We start from the raw sequence: 19,287 nt of genomic DNA, 5'->3' as shown, positions 1-19,287 counted from the left end.
CGGCGGGCGTCTGCGTCTGATCCTGTTGCACCAACCGAGGAGTGGATGATGGACGGAGGCAGGGCATGAATGCGGTCCCACAGGCGGCCGAGCGCGACTGGCGCACGCCGCTGGAGTTGACCCTGCTGGGCGCCATCTGGGGGTGCTCGTTCCTGTTCATGCGGGTGGCGGTGCCATCGTTCGGCCCGTTCGCCCTGGTCGAGGTGCGTCTGCTGCTGGGGGCACTGGTACTGCTGCCGTTCCTGTGGCGCGCGCGGGCGCAGTTCCCGCCGCGGCGCTGGCTGTGGCTGGCGCCGATCGGCCTGGTCAACTCGGCGTTGCCGTTTGTGCTGTTCGCCTACGCCGCCGAGCACGCACCGGCGGCGATCGGTGCGATCTGCAATGCGATGACGGTCCTGTTCGCCGCGCTCATCGCCTTCCTGTTCTTCGGCGAGAAGATCGGTGTGCGTCGCGCGGGTGCGTTGCTGGTCGGCTTTGCCGGCGTGGTGGTGCTGGCGACGGCCAAGGTGTCCGGCCTGGGCATCGGCACGGCCGTGCTGGCCGGTGCCGCGGCATCGCTGCTGTACGGCCTGGGGGTGAACCTGGTGAAGCGGCACATGGCAGGCCTGCCGTCCGCTGCCGCAGCGGCGGCGACGCTGTCCTGCGCCTCGCTGTGGATGCTGCCGATGGCGGTGAGCCATTGGCCGCAGGCCGCGATTCCGCTCAAGGCGTGGGGCGCGGCGATTGCCTTGGGCGTGGCCTGCACCGGGCTGGCGTTCCTGATGTTCTACCGTCTGATCGGCCGCATCGGCCCGTCGCGTGCATCCACGGTGACCTACCTGATTCCACTGTTCGGTGCGGCGTTCGCGTGGCTGTTCCTGGGTGAGCCGGTGACGCTGCAGATGCTGATTGCGGGTGCGTTGATTCTGGGTAGCGTGGCGGTGAGTCAGAAGGGCTGAGCGGTTTCGCGCGTGACGCGTGCTGAAGGTGCTTCACTGTTCATGGGCGTCACTTTTCTTTTCGCGCGAAAAGAAAAGTAACCAAAAGAAACGCGCCGCCAAGCCGCGAGCCGCCGTGCTTCGCACGTCGGTCCCCTGCGCTTCTCGGTGAATCAGGGGACGGTGCCGAACTCGCTGCGCTCAGACATCGGCACCTCTTCGCCCCTGATTCCCCTGCGATGCTCGGCTCGCTCAAGGCGGACTGAAGATCAAGTTCAACGGCAACAGCAACAGCAACAGCAACAGCATCCACGCTTGACGTGGATCTGCTGGGTGCAGCTGTGGACTTTGATCTGGGTCCGCCTTGAGCGAGCCGAGCACCGCAGGTCCGGCGAGGGCGAAGAGGCGCGGGTGTCTGAGCGCAGCGAGTTCCCGCGCCGTCCCTCGACGGGCCGAGGAGCGCAGGGTACCGATGCGCAACGCGCATCGGCTCGCGGTCGGCGGAACGTTTCTTTTGGTTACTTTTCTTTGCGTACAAAGAAAAGTAACGCCCATGAACAGTGAAGCACCTTCAGCACGCGTCACGTGCAGGAACCCATCACCGCACCGGCACCGGAACATTGCACAGATCGATATGCCCAGCCGGACGCTTGTAGAAATCATCCACGCGATTGCGTCGCGCCTCCACCGTATCGGCGAAAGTCTTTGAATCAGTACGCAACACCTGGATCGGCGTGCGTTCGGCGGCCGCCACGTCGCTGGCACGGCGGATCGAAATGATCGGCGTGCGCAGCTTCGGGTCTTCATAGAAGCCCATCGGCGCCGGGCCGCGCGGGATCGCGCTGAGCAGTTCCATGCCCTTCAGGACGCGACCGACCAAGGTGATGTTGCGGTCCAGCTGACGTGGCGACTGCCCGGTCACCACGTACAGTTCGGCACCGATGCTGCTGTCCTCGTCGTTGTTGCGACCGGCCCCCAGCATGCCGTAGCAGTGCGCCAGCCAGGCCTTGCCGGCCTGCGGATCCTGTCCGACCGGGAAGCCATCGACGAAACCGGTCTGCGCCGCCCAGCCATCGCGGTCCGGCAGCACGCTCACCTTCAGGCCGGCGCTGGCACGCTCGAACTCGGCCGGCAGCTTGCGCGCGGCACTGCCGAACGGCCTGGCCTTGGCCGGGTCATCGGCGTCGGCATCGCCGAACTGCACGACGAAGTTGTCCTGGGAACGATAGATGCTGGTGCCGTCCCAGAAGTGCTCGTGGGCGAACGTCTGGATGTTGGCGACATGGCGTGGGGCGAACTGGGGTGCCAGCTCGATGATCACCCGCCCGGACGGCAGGTCCATGTACAGCAGGTTGGCCGGGTCCGGGGTGCGCCAGTCGCTGGCCGCCGACGCATCGAGAATCTGCTGCGGGCTGCGGTAGGGCGTGGCGGCGCTGGCCAGCGAGGGCAACAGGCAGGCCAGGGCGAGGGCGGTCAGGGCAAGGCGACGACGGTGCGGCATGGGAACCCCGGAACATGAACGAGGGTTCGATTCTGCGCGACTAGAGACCACATCGCCAAGCGGCATGTAGGGCGATCGCGTCAGCCTGCGCACGGCCTCTTGGCCGATCCAATCGGTCTGGTATCAACGTCTATCTTTCTTCTGCAAGTAGACCGGAGTAATGGCCGAAGACAGGAACAGGCTCGTAGTTGCCTACTGGGTCGTGCGTAGTCGAACACTCTTCCAGATGATGGGGCGAAAAATTTTCCTTGGTTATGGTCAGCCGACCATCTTCGCTGAAGATATAGCAGGTTCCTTCAGCAACGTTGTCGCTCTTTCCAGTGAATTCCCGGTGCACCACCATGCTCAAGAACAGCCTGTCCGGTGTCACTCGTTGGAACTGATACGTCAGACGTTCCCTTAGATGCTCATCCAGAAAGTCAACGCCAATCATTTCTTTGTCCAACAGCATTTGGATAAACGCTGATGGAGTGGTAGGGGAGCCGACGAGAACCGTATAGGGAGCCAGGCTCTCATGTCTCGATTTGGCCTCGGATTCACTGATCATGTTTCGCGCGGATTTCCTTGCAGCAAACCAGAAGTCGCAATAATAAAACTCGGTCATAAGTGGATATTCCCAGGATCGTCTAGCTTGCAGGAGCTGGATCAGCCACTGCGCTGCTGGAAGGGGACGGTATGTCGCGCCAGGAGGGGCAAGCAAGGCAAGAGTGTGACGGCCAGATGGTCTGCCGACCGATCCAAAGGCAGTGTGACTAACGACACATTCGCTATACCGAACTTCGCACTACTGTGGACTTCAACGTAGTGGAGGGCCGGGCATGTCGGAAGACGACATCCACCTGAAGAAGTTCCAGAAGGAGCTCAGCGCCGGAACGGTGTCGCTGGCCCTGCTGGCAGTGCTGGCCCGTACCGGCGAGCCGCTGTACGGATATCTCATCGCCAAGGAGCTGGAGCGCGTGGGCGAGGGCGTGCTGAGTGGCAAGCAGAGCGCGCTGTATCCGGTGCTGCGCAACCTGGAGAGCGGCGGCCTGCTGGAGAGCCATGTCGAGCCCTCCAGCAGCGGGCCTCCCCGGCGCTACTACCGCATCAATGACCGTGGCCGCGAAGTGCTGGCGCAGTGGCGCCAGGCCTGGCAGGCCACCCGTGATTCCGTCGATTCCGTGTTGGAGGGGGTACCGCAATGAACGACCCGAGCCTGGCAGGCCGCGCCCTGCCGACCACCATCCCGCAGTACCTGGCGCAGCTGCGCGCGGCGCTGCAAGGCGCCGATCCGGCGATGGTGCAGGACGCGCTGTATGACGCCGAGGAATACCTGCGTTCCGAGCTGGCCGCCCAGCCCGGCCGCAGCGAGGCGGAGGTGATTGCCGATGTGGCCGGCAGCTACGGTGCGCCAGATGAAGTGGCGGAGATCTACCGCGAAACGGAAGTCACCGTGAACCGCGCATTGCGCACGCCGCGCGCCGACACCGCGCCGGTGCTGCGTGTGGCAGCCGAGGCCAGTGGTGTGGAACCGGCCGCGGCACCGCCGGTGCCGGTGCCGCGCTCGCTGCTGTCGCGCTTCTTTGGCGTGGTGGCCGATCCGCACACCTATGGCGCGCTGTTCTACATGCTGCTGTCGCTGGCCACCGGCATCTTCTTCTTCACCTGGGTGGTGACCGGCCTGTCGCTGTCGCTCGGCCTGCTGATCCTGATCATCGGCGTGCCGTTGACGGTGCTGTTCTTCGGTTCGGTGCGCGGGCTGGCACTGCTGGAGGGGCGCCTGGTCGAGGCGCTGCTGGGCGAGCGCATGCCGCGGCGGCCGCGCTATACCGACCGCAGCCGCAGTTGGCTGCAGCGTATCGGCGACATGTTCACGGACGGCCGCACCTGGCTGACGCTGTTGTACTTCGTGCTGATGCTGCCCTTGGGCATTGTCTACTTCACCATCGCGGTGACGCTGCTGTCGCTGTCGCTGGGACTGATCTGGGCGCCGGTGGCAGCGATCTTCAGCGGGGAAATCCCGGGCGTGTACGTTGATGGCGTGAACGTGCTGCCGATGGCTGCCTCGCCGCTGGTCGGGATCGTGGTCGCCGCGGCGGGTGCCCTGCTGCTGCTGCTGACGCTGCACCTGGCACGCGGCATCGGCAGGCTGCATGGCCTGATCGCCAAGAACCTGCTGGTGCGCCTGTAAGCGACAAGGGGTGGGATCCCTGTTCGCAGAACAGGGCTCTGACTCCGTTCGAGCGGGGTGCCGGGGTCAGAGCCCTTTCTGTTGGAAAGGGATCCGACCCCCGGCGCGGGGTCAGCCCGCCTTGCGGCGCAGCGGGGTGACGTTGCTCTTCTTCTTCGCTTTTGCCGCTGGCGCTTCTGCGTGCGCTGCGAAGAAGTCGCGTACCTTCGGGTACACCACCTCGCGCCAGCGGCGGCCGCTGAAGATGCCGTAATGGCCGGCACCTTCGACGATGAAATGCTCGCGGCGCTCGGCCGGGATGCCCGTACACAGCGCCTGCGCAGCTTCGGTCTGGCCGAGGCCCGCGATATCGTCCAGTTCGCCTTCGATGCTCAGCAGCGCGGTATCGCGGATCGCCGAAGGGTCGACCTTTTCGCCGTTGACCACCCACTCTCCGCGCGGCAGCAGGAAGTCCTGGAAGACCACGCGGATGGTGTCCAGGTAGTACCTGGCAGGCATGTCCAGCACCGCGTTGTACTCATCATAGAAGCGGCGGTGCGCGTCGGCGTCTTCCAGATCGCCCTTGACCAGGTCGGCGTAGAAGTCCCAGTGCGAGCTGAAATGGCGGCTGGGATTCATCGACAGGAAGCCGGCGTGCTGGAGGAAGCCCGGGTACACGCGACGGCCTGCGCCGGGGTAGCCGGCCGGCACGCTGTGGATGACGTTGTTCTCGAACCAGGACAGCGGGTTCTGGGTCGCCAGATTGTTCACCGCGGTGGGGCTGCAGCGTGCGTCGATCGGACCGCCCATCATCACCAGCGTGCGCGGGGTGGGCTCGCCACGGCTGGCCATCAGTGATACCGCAGCCAGCACCGGTACGGTCGGCTGGCACACGCTGACCACGTGAAGGCGCTCGACGCCAAGGTGGCGGATGAACTCCTGGATGTAGGCGATGTAGTCGTCCAGGCCGAAATCACCTTCGCTGGCCGCAACCATGCGCGCATCGACCCAGTCGGTGACATAGACACGATGGTCGCGCAGCAGCGTGCGCACGGTATCGCGCAGCAGCGTGGCGTGATGGCCGGACAGCGGCGCCACCACCAGCACGAAGGGCTGGTTGAGCATGGTGTGCAGCTGGTCGGCTTCGTTGCTGTGACGCTTGAAGCGCAGCAGCTTGCAGAACGGCTTGCTCACTTCCTCGTGCACGACGATCGGCACGCGTTCGCCTTCGACCTCGATTTCGTTGATGCCCCACTCGGGCTTCTCGTAATCCTTGCCGATGCGATGGAACAGTTCGTTGACCGCCGCCAGGCGTTCGGCACCCGGCATCTGCGACCACCAGTGGCCGGGATTGGCGAAGAACTTGGCGTTGGCCTGGGCCTGGTGCACCCAGGGGGCGAGCAGGTTGCGGGTCAGTTCGTGCAGTTGATAGAGCATGACGACCGAATATGTATGGTCATATGTTGCCGCGCAGCATATCCCATCCGGGTGTCCCGCAGGTTAAGTTGGCTGAAAATAATGAATCCGGATTCACATCCGTTCCAGCGCGGCCGCATCGCCTGCCAGGGCGGGGCCGAGCCAGCAGTGCGACCCTGCCGGCTGTAGACCGTGCCGGGCCAGCGTCCGGCGATACCAGCCTGCCGGGCGGGCCTGGAAGCCCTCATGGTCGCCCTCGAATGCGTCCTCCGCGGCGAAGCTCTCCAGGAACGCGATGCCGCCGGTCAGCTCGGCCACGCCGGCCAGGCCGGCGCGCAGCTCGCGGTCGGGCACGTAGTGCATCACGTCCGAGCAGACCAGCAGGTCCACCGGCGCGCACGGCCGCAGCCAGGCAAAGTCGCCGAAGCGGGCCAGATGCAGGTTGCGGGTCCGGCCATAGCGACGCACAGCGTACTCGCTGCTGTCGAAGCCCAGATACTCGACCTTCGGACGCAGTTTCCGCAGCGGCGCGCGCCAGGCCCCCTCGCCGCAGCCGATGTCCAGCACGCTGCGGATCGGCCGCTCCAGGTAGTACTCGGCAGTGGCCACCGCCAATGCCACCTTGCGGGCGAGGCGGGCGCTGCCGCCGATGTCGGCCTGGCGGTACCAGCGCTGGAAGTAGGCGGCGTCGTAGGTCTTGTCCACGCAGAAGGAGGTTTCGTTGAAAACGGTGCCTATCGTACGGCGTTGCCGCTCGCCGTGCGTCGATCGGTCGCGCCGACCGCAGCCGGTACACCGGCACGCCATGCGAGAATGGCCGCCACCTACGCCAGCCGCTGGAGCGAGCGCATGCAGAGCTACTACTGGGTCAAGACCTTCCACATCGTGTTCGTGGTGGCGTGGATGGCGACGGTGTTCTATCTGCCGCGCATCCTGGTGAACCTGGCCGAGGCGGTGGGACAACCCGCGGTGGTCGAGCGCCTGCAGCTGATGGGCCTGCGTCTTTACCGTTTCGGCCACTCGATGTTCGGCCTGGCCTTCGTCCTGGGACTGGTGTTGTGGCTGGGCTACCGGGTCATTCCGGACTTCCCGACGATGGTCGCGCCGGGCGGTGCCGGCTGGCTGCATGCCAAGCTCGGCCTGGTGGTGCTGCTGCTGGTCTACTTCGGCTGGACCGGCCGCCTGCTCAAGGGCGTCGCCAAGGGCCGGCCTCTGCCGTCCTCGCGCGCGCTGCGCTGGATCAACGAAATCCCGCTGCTGGCCTTCATTCCGATCGTCTGGCTGGTGCTGGCCAAACCCTTCTGAGCCGGCGCACATCGCGCACCTCCAGATGAATCGCCGCGTAACCTGACGAGCGGCGCGGCGCTCCTTGCAACAAATTGCATGGGCCCCGCCCGTGCGTCTCCAGATACTGCGCGTCTTCGACACAGCGGCTGCCTGCAACAGTCCCGTCATCGCTCCGCGTGGGTGCGGGCTGGATCGCCAGGTACTGCATGCACGCTGTGCCGCTTACGTGCCCTCTCTGGAGATCCGTCATGAAACATACCCATCGTTCCGCCGCAGGCGGGCGTTCCCTTGCCCTACGTCCGCTCTCGCAGTGCCTGCTGCTGGCACTGGCCCTGCCGTTGGCGCAGCACGCGTTGGCCGGCAACCTCAACGACGAGGACCACGAGGTGGTGCAGGGTGACCCGACCGAAGCATGGTGGGTGACCAATGGGTCCAACCTGACGGTGACCGACGCGTCCACCTACGGCATCAATGCGACCTACGGTTCCAACGTCGTGCTCACCCGTACGGACGTGCTGGTCCGCAACGAGCATGAGAACGTGCACGTGCAATCGGGTTCCAGCCTGATCGCCCATGACAGCCGTTTCGATCTGGGCATGACCCAGTTCAACATCTCGGTTGATTCGTCGGCACGCCTCTACAACACGCGGATCGATTCCATCGGTGGTGCCATCGCCCTGTTCCCGGACTTCCGCGGTGGCCAGGGTGACGTTTACCTGCTGATGGACAATTCGCACCTGGCGGTGGCACACCGCGACAGCACCGCCTGGTACCACAACGTCGGTCTGAGTATGGGCGCGGGCAGGGCTGACATCGTCAACGGTTCGACGGTCCGGGCCAGCCGCAACGGCGCGGTCATGTACTTTGATTACCGCGGCGCGGACAACCTCGTGTTGAACGTCGACAATTCCACCCTGGAGTCGCAGACCGGCCCGGCGATCTGGGTCAATCCCGATGCCGACGTCGACGGCGAATCCGCCGAGATCAACATCCGCAATGGCGCGCGCCTGATTGCCGGTGACGGCACGCTGCTGCTGGTCAAGCACGGCGAGGAAGGGCAGGTCGGCAACGCCGCGGTGCGCTTCAACGTGGAGAACGCGGCGCTGACCGGCGACATCATTGCCGATCGCGCCTCCTACACGGGCCAGCTGGATGTCTCGCTGCGCAACCGCGCCACGCTGATCGGCCGCATCGTCGATGCGAGCTCGGTGGCGGTGGGTGAGCAGAGCACCTGGCAGCTGACCGGCGACAGCAGTGTCGGCCGTCTGCAGCTGGATGCGGGCAGCATGGTCAAGCTGGGCGATGGTGCGGGCGGTTTCAATACGCTGTCACTCGATGAGTTTGTTGGTAACGGCGGCACGCTGGTGTTCAACACGGTGCTTGGCGAGGACGACTCGCAGACCGACCGCCTGGTGATCGCCGGTGATGCGACCGGGCAGGCCAATGTGCGGGTGCTCAACGCCGGCGGCCAGGGCGCGCAGACTGACAAGGGCATCGAGCTGATCGAGATCAACGGCGCGTCCGACGCGCAGTTCGACCTGGTCGGCCGTGCGGTCGGCGGGCAGTACGAGTACTTCCTGTTCAAGGATGAGGCCGACGGCAACTGGTACCTGCGTTCGGAACTGCCGGTGACGCCGCCGGATCCCTGTGACCTGGATCCGTCGCTGCCCGACTGCGACCCGACCGGTCCGATCAATCCGGATCCGAAGCCGGTGCTGCGCCCGGAGACCGGCGCGTACCTGGCCAACCAGTACGCCGCAGGGCAGTTGTTCCGCCTGCAGCGCAGTGATCGCGACGGCAATGCGGCCGTTGCCGAGGGTGTGCACGGCTGGGCACGCGTGGACAGCCAGCAGGCGCGCCTGGGGGCCATGCAGGAGCAGCTGGATCTGCGCACGCAGCGCCATGTGGTGCAGGTGGGCGCAGACGTGGGGCTGTTCGATGAAGGGCGTGGCCGCCTGGGCGTGATGCTCGGTAGTGGGCGTGCTGACAGCACCAGCACCTCGGCGCTGACCGGCTTTGCGGCACGCGGCAAGGTCGCCGGCGTGGCCGCAGGGGTGTACGGCAGCTGGAACAATGACCGCGCCTATGTGGACAGCTGGGTGCAGCACGGCCGCTTCAACAACCGGGTGGAAGGCGATGGCCTGGCCGCGGAGCGCTACGACAGCGACCTGTGGCAGGGTTCGCTGGAGGCGGGTTACCGCTTCGGCGTCGGCACGCTGGGCGACAGCAGGGTCAGCCTGCAGCCGGAGCTGCAGCTGGTCTACACCAACGTCAGCACGGATCGACATACCGAGCAGAACGGCACCGTGGTGCGTGGCCTGGGCGAAAGTGGCCTGTCCGGCCGCCTCGGCCTGCGCCTGGAAGCGGAATCGACCGGCACGCATGGCGCCGTGGTGACCCCGTACCTGACCGCGAACTGGTATCGCGACGCCCGCACGGGTGGCATGGCGTTCGATGACGTGGCCATGGACAGCGACGCGCCGCGCAACCGCTACGCGCTGGGTGCAGGCGCGCGGGTGGAATTCACCAAGGGCTGGACGGGCTGGGGCGGTCTGGACGTGAGCCGCGGTGACTCCGGCTACCGCGAAGTCAGCGCCACGCTGGGCATGTCCTACAACTGGTAAGCAGATCGGCGTACGGCGGGTCCGTACGCGCAGGAACAGGGACGTATCGCCACACGGATGTGGCACCTCTGAAGCCGGGCATTGCCCGGCTTCAGGCGTTACCGTGCAGCGGAAGCAGCGATTACGCGGCCTCGTAGGTGCCGTAGCTGCGCAGGCGCTTGTAGCGCTGCTCCAGCAGTTCCCCGGTGGACAGCTTGTCCAGCGCGTCCAGCTCGTTCAGCAGCACGGCCTTCAGGCGCCGGGCCATCTGCGTCGGGTTGCGGTGGGCGCCGCCGGTCGGCTCGCGCACGACCTTGTCGACCAGGCCCAGGCTCTTCAGGCGCGGGGCGGTCAGGCCCAGCTGTTCGGCCGCGTCCTTGGCCTTGCCGGCGTCCTTCCACAGGATCGAGGCGCAGCCTTCCGGGGTAATGGTCGAATACACCGCGTACTCCAGCATCACGGTGCGGTCGCCCACGCCCAGTGCCAGCGCGCCGCCCGAGCCGCCTTCGCCGATCACGGTGCAGATCACCGGCACCTTCAGTTCGGCCATTTCCATCAGGTTGCGCGCGATCGCTTCGGACTGGCCGCGCGATTCGGCGTCGATGCCCGGCCAGGCGCCGGCGGTGTCGATCAGGGTCAGCACCGGCAGGCCGAAACGCTCGGCCATCTTCATCAGGCGCAGCGCCTTGCGGTAGCCCTCGGGCTTGGGCATGCCGAAGTTGCGCTTGATCTTCTCCTTGGTGTCGCGGCCCTTCTGGTGGCCGATGACCATCACCGCGCGGCCATTGATGCGGGCCAGGCCGCCCATGATGGCCTTGTCGTCGGCAAAGGCGCGATCACCGGCCAGTTCCTGGAACTCATCGAAGATGATGCGGATGTAATCGGCGGTGTAGGGGCGCGACGGGTGGCGGGCCAGCTGCAGCACCTGCCAGGAGGTCAGGTTGCGGAAGATCTGTGCGGTACGCATGCGCAGCTTGTCCTGCAGCGCGTGCACTTCGGCCTCGACATTGACCGCCGGACCGGCACTGGCGTTGCGCAGCTCCTGGATCTTCGCTTCCAGGTCGGCGATGGGTTGCTCGAAGTCGAGGTAGTTCGGATTCATCGGAAGCCGTCGTGTAAAGAAGGAGGAAAGTGTAGCCGAACCCGGTGAAATTCCCCGTACGCCCCTGTCTGGAGCGTACGGAGGGGCTGGCCGGCAGGCAGCGCGCTGCCTTGGCCGCGCCGGCTGGACGCGGGACCTGGCGGGGCGGGATCAGCTGGCCCAGGGCGGGCTGTAGCGCACCTTCAGGGTGCGCACGGCCGGGTCGGCGCGCAGCGCTTCCATCAGCTTCGAGTCGATGCGCACGGCGCTCTGTCCGGAGACGTCGAGCATGCCGGCGATACCGCCGTGCGGGCCCTTCAGCAGCAGGTCCAGGCGCAGGGGCGTGCGGCCGGGGCGATGGCGGTCGAGCAGGGCATCGATGCGCTCCCACACCGGCCGCTGCTGGCGCAGGTCCAGCCGCAGCGACAGGCGCGTAGCGTAGTTGGCGCAGACCTCATCGAAATCCCAGCACTGGCGGATGCGCAGGGCGTAGCCACCGTTGAATTCGTCTTCACGAAGGCCGCCCTTGACCACCAGGATGCGGTCCTTGGTCATCAGGTGGCCGAACTCGGCCAGGGTGTCGGAGAACGCGCTGCACTCCACGCGTCCACGCCCGTCCTCGAGCTGGATGAAGATCTGGCTTTCGCCCTTGCGGCGAACGCCGACCACCTGGCCGGCCAGCACGGTCTGCACTTCCGGCCGCCACCGCTTCTCACCGCCACCACCACCACCGCTGTTGGCGCTCCAGATCTTTTCCACCGCGCCCAGATCGTTGCCGACCAGATCGCGCACGTCGTCGCGCCACGGATCGAATGGATGGCCGCTGAGGTAGAAGCCCAGCGTGTCGCGCTCGCCGTTCAGGCGCTGCAGCAGGGGCCACTCTTCGGCCTCCGGCAGGTCCAGCTGGATCGTCGTCGCGGTCGGGTCCGGCCCACCGAACAGCGAGTTCTGCCCGGAGGCGCGCTCGCGTGCCATCTGCTCGGTGGCCTTGATCACTTCCGGCAGCTGCAGCATCAGCGAGGCGCGGTTGCGGCCCAGCTCATCCAGTGCGCCGCAGTTGATCATCGCTTCCAGGGTGCGCCGGTTGAGCTTGGCCGAGCCGACGCGGGTACAGAAATCGAGCAGGTCGGTGTAGTTTCCGCCCCGCAGCCGCTCGTCCACCACCGCTTCGCAGGCACCCTGGCCGACACCCTTGATCGCACCCAGGCCGTACTGGATGGTGTCCGGCGTGGCTGCCTCGAACATGAAGGCGGACTGGTTCACCTTCGGCGGCAGCACGGTCAGGCCGAGGTTGCGCACCTCGTCGAGGAAGCCGACCACCTTGTCGGTGTTGTCCATGTCCGAAGACAGCGTGGCCGCCATGAACTCGGCCGGGTAATGGCGCTTGAGCCACGCGGTCTGGTAACTGACCAGCGCGTAGGCAGCGGCGTGCGACTTGTTGAAGCCGTAGCCGGCGAACTTCTCCATCAGGTCGAAGATCTCGTCGGCCTTGGGGCCGTCGACGCCGCCCTTGGCCGCACCCTCGCGGAAGATCTCGCGGTGCTTGGCCATTTCCGCCGGCACCTTCTTGCCCATCGCACGGCGCAGCAGGTCGGCGCCGCCCAGCGAGTAGCCGCCGACGATCTGCGCCATCTGCATCACCTGCTCCTGGTACACCATGATGCCGTAGGTGTCCTTGAGGATGGCTTCGGTGCGCGGATCGGGATAGATGATTTCTTCCTGCCCGTGCTTGCGCGCGTTGAAGGACGGAATCAGGTCCATCGGGCCGGGGCGGTACAGCGACACCAGCGCGATCAGGTCTTCGAAACGGTCGGGGCGTGCGTCCTTCAGCAGGCGGCGCATGCCCGAGGATTCGAACTGGAAGACCGCACCGGTGTTGCCGTTGGCGAAGATGTCCTTGTAGGTCGGCGCGTCGTCCAGCGGGATCGCCGCGATGTCCACCGGCGGGATGCCGGCGCGCGCGTGGCGCTTGTTGATCGCCTTCACTGCCCAGTCGATGATGGTCAGCGTGCGCAGGCCAAGGAAGTCGAACTTCACCAGGCCCACTTCTTCCACGTCGTTCTTGTCGAACTGGGTGACCGGATTCTTGCCGATGCCGTTCTCGTCGTGTTCGGCGTACAGCGGGCAGAACTCGCTCAGCGGCTCGGGGCCGATCACCACGCCACCGGCGTGCTTGCCGGCGTTGCGGGTGAGGTCTTCAAGCTGCAGCGCCAGATCGATCAGGTCACGGACATCGTCTTCGGTTTCGTAACGCTGGATCAGCTCGGCCGATGCCATCTCCGAGCCCGGGCCTTCCTTGCCCTTGCCGAGCGCATCCTTCAGGTGGATGCCGAGGATGTTCGGGATCAGCTTGGAGACGCCGTCAACCAGGCCATAGGGGAAACCGAGCACACGGCCGGAATCGCGCACCACGGCCTTGGCGGCCATGGTGCCGTAGGTGATGATCTGGCTGACGCGTTCGCGCCCGTATTTGCGTGCGACGTAGTCGATCACTTCGTCGCGGCGGTCCATGCAGAAATCGATGTCGAAGTCGGGCATCGACACGCGTTCCGGATTCAGGAACCGCTCGAACAGCAGGTTGTAGGGCAGCGGATCCAGGTCGGTGATCTTCAGCGCCCACGCCACCAGCGAACCGGCACCGGAACCACGGCCCGGGCCGATCGGGATGCCCTGGTTCTTGCCCCACTGGATGAAGTCGGCCACGATCAGGAAGTAGCCGGGGAAACCCATCTTGATGATGGTATCGAGCTCGAATTCGAGGCGCTCGAAGTACTCCTCGCGGGTCTTGCCCGGCGCCAGCGGATTCTTCTGCAGGCGTTCTTCCAGGCCGTCGCGCGACATCTTCTGGATCCAGGTATCCAGGGTCTCGTCGTCCGGCACCGGGTAGTTGGGCAGGAAGTAGGTGCCCAGCCGCATCTCGATGTTGCAGCGCTCGGCCAGCGCCAGCGTGTTGTCGATCGCATCGGGGATGTCGGCGAACAGCGCGCACATCTCCTCGGCCGACTTCAGGTACTGCTGGTCACTGTACTCGCGCGGCCGCTTGGGATCGTCCAGCACGCGGCCAGTCGAGATGCACACACGTGCCTCATGCGCGCTGAAGTCCGACGGTGCAAGGAAGCGCACATCGTTGCTGGCCACCACCGGCAGGCCGCGCTGGCCGGCGGCCATCAGCGCGAAGCGGTTGAAGGCCTCCTCGCCATCGCGGCCGGTGCGGGTCAGCTCCAGGTGCAGGCCATCGCCGAACACCCGCTGCCAGTCGGCCAGATGCTGCTCGGCAAGGTCGTGCTTGCCGTCCAGCGCCAGGCGCCCGGCCAGGCTCTCGCGCCCGGCCAGCGCGAACAGGTTGGCGTTGCCCGCCTTCAACCAGTCCGGATGCACGGCGACGCCGCCTTCCGGACGATGGCCCTCCATCCAGGCACGGGTCAGCAGCCGTGACAGGCTCAGGTAGCCTTCGCGGTCGCGGCACAGCAGGGTCATCCGCCACGGGTCCTGGCCCTCCTCGGCGATCATCACGTCGGCGCCGGCGATCGGCTTGATGCCCACGCCTTCGGCTGCCTTGTAGAACTTGATCAGGGCGAACAGATTGTTGAGGTCGGTCACCGCCAGCGCGGGCAGGCCCAGCTCGACCGAGCGTGACAGCAGGTTGGCCTGCTTGGCCTTCTTCGGGTCGGCCTGGTCCGGCTTGGCCGGCACACGGATGGTCGAGTCCGCCAGCGAGAACTCGGTGTGGACGTGGAGATGTACGAAACGGGAGTTGGACATGCCGGACCAGGTTGGAGCGCGGGGGCCCCGGGTGCCGACGGGAGTTCGTCGCCGGGGTCGGGAAGCGCTGGAATGCCCGGTCAGGGTAGCGAGGGCAGGGGGAGGCGACAAGCTCTTGACGGCGCGTCGATTGCGCGAACATGCCGCCGGGCATGGCCCGGCGCTACCGCGGCAATGTGGGCGCACGATGCCGCCGGGCCATGCCCGGCGGCGGTTGTTCAGGCGATGGCCGCGGCCGCCGGGTTTTCCAGGCATTCACGCACCGGGGCGAAACTGCGCCGGTGCTCGCCACAGGGGCCGTGTTCACGCAGTGCCGCCAGGTGGGCCGGAGTGCCGTAGCCCTTGTGCTGGTCGAAACCGTAGTGCGGATGCTGTACGTGCAGGTCCTGCATGTACCGGTCGCGCGACACCTTGGCCAGGATCGAGGCCGCCATGATCGCGCGGTCGATGCCATCGCCACCAACCAGCGCCTGCGCCGGCAGTACCAGCCCCTTCGGAACCACGTTGCCGTCGATGCGGGCGAAGCCGGCCACGTGGGCCACGGCCGCCACCACGTCGCGCATGCCCTGCAGGGTGGCCTGGTAGATGTTCAGGCGGTCGATCGCTGCTACGTCCACCAGCACCACATGCCAGGCCAGGGCGCGATCGATGATTCGATCGTACAGCTGCTCGCGGCGCGCGGCGGTGAGCTGCTTGGAGTCATCCAGGCCGTTGATGCGCGGGCGGGCAGGATCGAATACCACCGCCGCGACGGCGACCGGCCCGGCCAGCGGGCCACGGCCGGCCTCATCGACACCGGCGACCAGGCGGTCCGGTTCAACCCGCAGTGAACCGTCGAACAGGGCCAGGCTGGCTGCGGCGGCGTGGCGGCGGCTCATGCCTTGTCCAGCTCGCGTACCAGCAGCTCGCCGACAGCGTCGGCGGCGCGTGCCGAGGCATTGCGGCGCAGGCGTTCATGCAGGCGCGAATAGGTTCCCTGCAGGTCGGCGGCCCGTTGCGGATGGTCGAACCACTGCTGGATGGCGGCGGCCAGCTTGTCCGGCGTGCAGTCGTGCTGCATCAGCTCCGGTGCCAGGTCCTGGCCGGCCAGGATGTTGGGCAGGGCGAAGCGGTCGACCTTGATCAGGCCCAGCGCCTTGACCAGGCGGTAGGTCAGTTCGTTGACGCGATAGCCGACCACCATCGGCCGCTTCACCAGCATGGCTTCCAGGGTCGCGGTACCGGAGGCGAGCACCACCACGTCGGCGGCGATCATGGCGTCGCGGGCCTGGCCATCAAGCACATGCGAGTAGGCGACCGGCAGCGCCGAACGCGACAGCTGTTCCTCGATCAGGCGACGGCAGGCGGCATTGGCGGCAGGCACCACGACGTGCAGCCCCGGAATCCGTTCGGAAACCTGCCACGCGGCCTCGAAGAACGGCTCGCCCAGGCGCGAGATCTCGCCCAGGCGGCTGCCCGGCAGCACCGCCAGCACCTTCGCCGTGGCCGGCAGGCCCAGCGCGGCACGGGCTTCGTCGCGGTTGCCCTGCAGCGGAATGTCATCGGCCATCGGATGACCGACAAAGCGCGCGTCGATTCCGTGCCGGGCGTAGATGGGGGGTTCCATCGGGAACAGGCACAGCACGAGGTCGGCACTGTTGCCGATCTTCTCGGCGCGCTTCTCGCGCCACGCCCAGACCGAAGGGCTGACGTAATGCACGGTGCGCACGCCACGCTGCTTCAGCCAGCGCTCGATGCCCAGGTTGAAGTCCGGCGCATCGATGCCGATGAACACGTCCGGCTGCCACTCGAGCGCGCGCTGGCGGAAGGCCGAGCGCAGCTTCAACAGGCGCGGCAGGTGGCGCAGGACTTCGGTCAGCCCCATCACCGCCAGTTCGCTGGCGTCGTGCCAGGTCTGGCAACCGGCATTGCGCATGGCATCGCCGCCGATGCCGGCGAACTCGGCGTTCGGGAAGCGGGCCTTCAACTCGCGCACCAGGCCGGCACCGAGCAGGTCGCCGGAGGCCTCACCGGCCACCAGTGCGATCCGCAACGGCCGCTCGCTGAGCACCCGCTGTGCAGGCACGCTGCCGGCCAGGGAGGCCAGCGGAATGACAGCGGCGCCGGCCGGCGCCTGGCCGGGCGTGCTGCTCATCGCAGCAGGGGCCTCTCTGCGTGTTCGATGAACTCCAGCATGGACTTCACGTCCTCGCTGTCGCGCGCCTGTTCAACCAGCTGCTGCTTGGCTTCGGCCAGCGGCAGGCCGGCCACGTACAGGGTCCGGTAGGCACGCTTGATGGCGGAGATGCGTTCGGCATCGAAACCGCGGCGCTTCAGGCCTTCACTGTTGATGCCGCGCGGGCGGCCCAGCGAATCGGAGCCCACCATGGTGAACGGCGGAACATCGCCGTTGGTCAGCGCACCCATGCCGAGGAAGGCGTGGGCGCCGATGCGGCAGAACTGGTGGGCACCGGCGAAGCCGCTGATGATCACGTAGTCGCCGACAGTGACGTGGCCGGCCAGCGTGGTGTTGTTGGAGAACACGCAGGCGTTGCCGACGTGGCAGTCGTGTGCCACATGCGTATAGGCCAGCATCCAGTTGTCGTCACCGATCGTGGTGATGCCACCGCCGCCGCCGGTACCGCGGTTGACGGTGACGAACTCGCGGAACACGTTGCGGTCGCCGATCACCAGTTCGGTGCGTTCACCGGCGAACTTCTTGTCCTGCGGCTCGCCGCCGATGGCTGCGTGGCCGATGAAGCGGTTGTCGCGGCCGATCCGGGTCGGTCCGAGAATGCTGCAGTGTGGGCCGACGACCGTGCCTGCGCCGATGTCCACATCGGCACCGATCAGGGTGAAGGCACCGACCTGCACATCGTCGGCCAGCCGGGCGGACGGGTCGATGACAGCGGTGGGGTGGATCCGTGGGGCGTTGTCAGTCATTCCTGGCTCCGTTATGGCTCAGCCCTTGGCACCGGCGCACATGACCTCGGCAGAGGCCACCACTTCGCCGTTGACCTTGGCTTCGCCGTAGTACCAGCCCATGTTGCGGATCAGCCGCTTCATCTGCACGTCCAGCAGCAGCACATCGCCCGGCACCACCTGCTTGTTGAAGCGGGCGTTCTCCACCTTGACCATGTAGAACAGCTTGGACTGCGCATCGCGGCCGAGCGAGAGCTGGGTCATCACACCGCCGGCCTGCGCCAGTGCCTCGATGATCAGCACGCCGGGCATGATCGGGCGGCCCGGGAAATGGCCCTGGAAGAACGGCTCGTTGATGCTCACGTTCTTCTGGGCAAGGATGCGCTTGGCGTCCACATCCAGCTCGAGGACCTTGTCCACCAGCAGGAACGGGTAGCGGTGCGGGATCAGCTCCTGGATCTGGAGGACATCGATCGGAAGCTGCAGCGTGTCGTTCATTCTTTCTCCTTGCTCACAGCCAGGATGCGCCGGGCCAGCGTATCGAGCTGCTTGAAGCGCGCGGCGTTCTTGCGCCACGTGCGGTTGTCGGTCAACGGGGTGCCGGACGAATACTCGCCCGGCTCATGGATGGAGTTGCGCACCACCGATTTGCCGGTGATCACGACCTTGTCGCAGATCTCCAGGTGGCCGACCACGCCTACGTGGCCGCCGAGCAGGCAGTAACGTCCGATCTTGGCGCTGCCGGCAATGCCGGTGCAGCCAGCGATGGCCGAGTGCGCGCCGATCTGCACGTTGTGTGCGATCTGCACCAGGTTGTCCAGGCGCACGTCTTCGTCCAGCACGGTGTCTTCCAGCGCGCCGCGGTCCACACAGGTGTTGGCGCCGATTTCGCAGTCGTCGCCGATGCGCACGCCGCCAAGCTGCGGCACCTTGATCCACCTGCCCGCGTCCATCGCCAGGCCGAAGCCATCGGCGCCGAGCACGGCGCCGGGGTGGACGCGCACCCGCTTGCCCAGCCGGACGCGGGTGACCAGGGTGACCCGCGCAATCAGTTCGCAGCCCTTGTCCAGGCTGCAATCCTCGCCGATCACGCTGCCGGTGCCGATGATGCAGTTCTCGCCGACCACGCTGCGGGCGCCGATGGACACGAACGGACCGATATGGGCGCTGGCTGCGACCTGGGCGGTGGGATCGATGACGGCGCTGGGATGGATGCCCGGCGGGCGCGTCGGTGCGATGTCGAACAGCGCGGCGATCTTGGCGAAGGTGGTGTACGGGTCCTTGGCCACGAGTGCGGCGCCGGGAGCCGCCTCGGCATCGTCGGCACGCAGCACCACCAGCGAGGCCTGGCTGTCGGCCAGCTGGGTGCGGTAGCGCGGATTGGCGAGGAAGGTCAGCTGGCCAGGGCCGGCATGGGCGAGGGTGGCCACGCCATGGATGGCGGTGGCGGGGTCGCCATGGACCTGCAGGCCGAACTGCTCGGCGAGTTGCTGGGCGGTGTAGGAGGGAGTATTCACGGCGGGAGTTTAACGTGTGACGCCATTGCGGTCATGCGGGGGGGCAGTTGTGCAGCCAACGGCGGGGCCCCTCGCGGCCGGCAGAGCCAGGCTCTTGGGCTGGGTCGGACGGGTCGGGGCTGCGGGGGACGGCGCAAGTACGTCCATGTAGCC

At 66.5% G+C, this 19,287-nt stretch carries 15 protein-coding genes and 1 pseudogene; 5 read left to right on the top strand and 11 right to left on the bottom strand.

Annotated elements, in window-relative coordinates; genetic code table 11:
• The first annotated feature begins 65 nt into the window (after positions 1-65).
• Positions 66-938, top strand: coding sequence for a DMT family transporter (locus tag IMX13_RS01600; RefSeq protein WP_065174688.1), 873 nt, complete (start codon positions 66-68; stop codon positions 936-938).
• 577 nt (positions 939-1,515) lie between these two features.
• Here IMX13_RS01600 and IMX13_RS01595 read toward each other — a convergent pair.
• Together IMX13_RS01595 and IMX13_RS01590 are read right to left on the bottom strand one after the other, a co-directional pair.
• Positions 1,516-2,418, bottom strand: coding sequence for a peptidylprolyl isomerase (locus IMX13_RS01595; RefSeq protein ID WP_193395607.1), 903 nt, complete (start codon positions 2,416-2,418; stop codon positions 1,516-1,518).
• Positions 2,419-2,548: 130 nt separating this feature from the next.
• Entirely contained in the window at positions 2,549-3,022 is a 474-nt protein-coding gene (locus tag IMX13_RS01590) for a lytic transglycosylase (protein WP_193395606.1), read from the bottom strand.
• 214 nt (positions 3,023-3,236) lie between these two features.
• Here IMX13_RS01590 and IMX13_RS01585 point away from each other — a divergent pair, with 214 nt between their 5' ends.
• Entirely contained in the window at positions 3,237-3,602 is a 366-nt protein-coding gene (locus IMX13_RS01585) for a PadR family transcriptional regulator (RefSeq protein ID WP_111185797.1), read from the top strand.
• Entirely contained in the window at positions 3,599-4,588 is a 990-nt protein-coding gene (locus IMX13_RS01580) for a sensor domain-containing protein (RefSeq protein WP_193395605.1), read from the top strand. The genes IMX13_RS01585 and IMX13_RS01580 overlap by 4 nt, the downstream gene beginning before the upstream one ends.
• 111 nt (positions 4,589-4,699) lie before the next feature.
• Here the strand turns inward: IMX13_RS01580 and phaZ are convergent, their stop codons facing one another.
• The gene (gene phaZ, locus IMX13_RS01575) at positions 4,700-6,004 is read right to left on the bottom strand and encodes a polyhydroxyalkanoate depolymerase (RefSeq protein ID WP_053519900.1); all 1,305 of its coding nucleotides are present in this window, start codon (positions 6,002-6,004) and stop codon (positions 4,700-4,702) included.
• Between the two features lie 93 nt (positions 6,005-6,097).
• Positions 6,098-6,688, bottom strand: a complete 591-nt coding sequence (locus IMX13_RS01570) for a class I SAM-dependent methyltransferase (RefSeq protein WP_193395604.1) — start codon at positions 6,686-6,688, stop codon at positions 6,098-6,100.
• A 144-nt stretch (positions 6,689-6,832) separates the two neighbouring features.
• Between IMX13_RS01570 and IMX13_RS01565 the strand changes: the two genes are divergently transcribed.
• Both IMX13_RS01565 and IMX13_RS01560 read left to right on the top strand, forming a co-directional pair.
• Positions 6,833-7,288 carry a CopD family protein gene (locus IMX13_RS01565; protein ID WP_193395651.1) on the top strand — a complete coding sequence of 152 codons (456 nt, stop codon included), beginning with the start codon at positions 6,833-6,835 and terminating at the stop codon, positions 7,286-7,288.
• Between the two features lie 230 nt (positions 7,289-7,518).
• Positions 7,519-9,894 (top strand): autotransporter outer membrane beta-barrel domain-containing protein, encoded by a 2,376-nt coding sequence (locus IMX13_RS01560; RefSeq protein ID WP_193395603.1) that lies wholly within the window; start codon positions 7,519-7,521, stop codon positions 9,892-9,894.
• Positions 9,895-10,015: 121 nt separating this feature from the next.
• Here the strand turns inward: IMX13_RS01560 and IMX13_RS01555 are convergent, their stop codons facing one another.
• From IMX13_RS01555 to lpxD, 7 genes and pseudogenes are all read right to left on the bottom strand, one after another.
• Positions 10,016-10,975 (bottom strand): acetyl-CoA carboxylase carboxyltransferase subunit alpha, encoded by a 960-nt coding sequence (locus tag IMX13_RS01555; RefSeq protein ID WP_053519898.1) that lies wholly within the window; start codon positions 10,973-10,975, stop codon positions 10,016-10,018.
• A 150-nt stretch (positions 10,976-11,125) separates the two neighbouring features.
• Positions 11,126-14,716 (bottom strand): DNA polymerase III subunit alpha, encoded by a 3,591-nt coding sequence (gene dnaE, locus IMX13_RS01550; protein ID WP_193395602.1) that lies wholly within the window; start codon positions 14,714-14,716, stop codon positions 11,126-11,128.
• 218 nt (positions 14,717-14,934) lie between these two features.
• Positions 14,935-15,594, bottom strand: coding sequence for a ribonuclease HII (locus tag IMX13_RS01545; RefSeq protein WP_065181173.1), 660 nt, complete (start codon positions 15,592-15,594; stop codon positions 14,935-14,937).
• A pseudogene (gene lpxB / locus IMX13_RS01540) lies at positions 15,591-16,754 on the bottom strand (lipid-A-disaccharide synthase); the annotation flags it as partial. The pseudogene lpxB and the gene IMX13_RS01545, both read right to left, overlap by 4 nt.
• A 92-nt stretch (positions 16,755-16,846) precedes the next feature.
• A complete protein-coding gene (gene lpxA / locus IMX13_RS01535; protein ID WP_053519894.1) occupies positions 16,847-17,638 on the bottom strand; it encodes an acyl-ACP--UDP-N-acetylglucosamine O-acyltransferase in 792 nt (263 codons plus the stop codon).
• 18 nt (positions 17,639-17,656) lie between these two features.
• A complete protein-coding gene (fabZ, locus tag IMX13_RS01530) occupies positions 17,657-18,115 on the bottom strand; it encodes a 3-hydroxyacyl-ACP dehydratase FabZ (RefSeq protein ID WP_053519893.1) in 459 nt (152 codons plus the stop codon).
• Entirely contained in the window at positions 18,112-19,134 is a 1,023-nt protein-coding gene (gene lpxD / locus IMX13_RS01525; RefSeq protein ID WP_193395601.1) for a UDP-3-O-(3-hydroxymyristoyl)glucosamine N-acyltransferase, read from the bottom strand. Before lpxD ends, fabZ begins: the two co-directional genes overlap by 4 nt.
• Positions 19,135-19,287 lie beyond the last annotated feature (153 nt).

This window comes from Stenotrophomonas sp. B2 (genome assembly GCF_014947095.1).
GTDB lineage: Bacteria > Pseudomonadota > Gammaproteobacteria > Xanthomonadales > Xanthomonadaceae > Stenotrophomonas > Stenotrophomonas maltophilia_P.
This window is presented reverse-complemented; position numbering and strand designations above follow the sequence as displayed.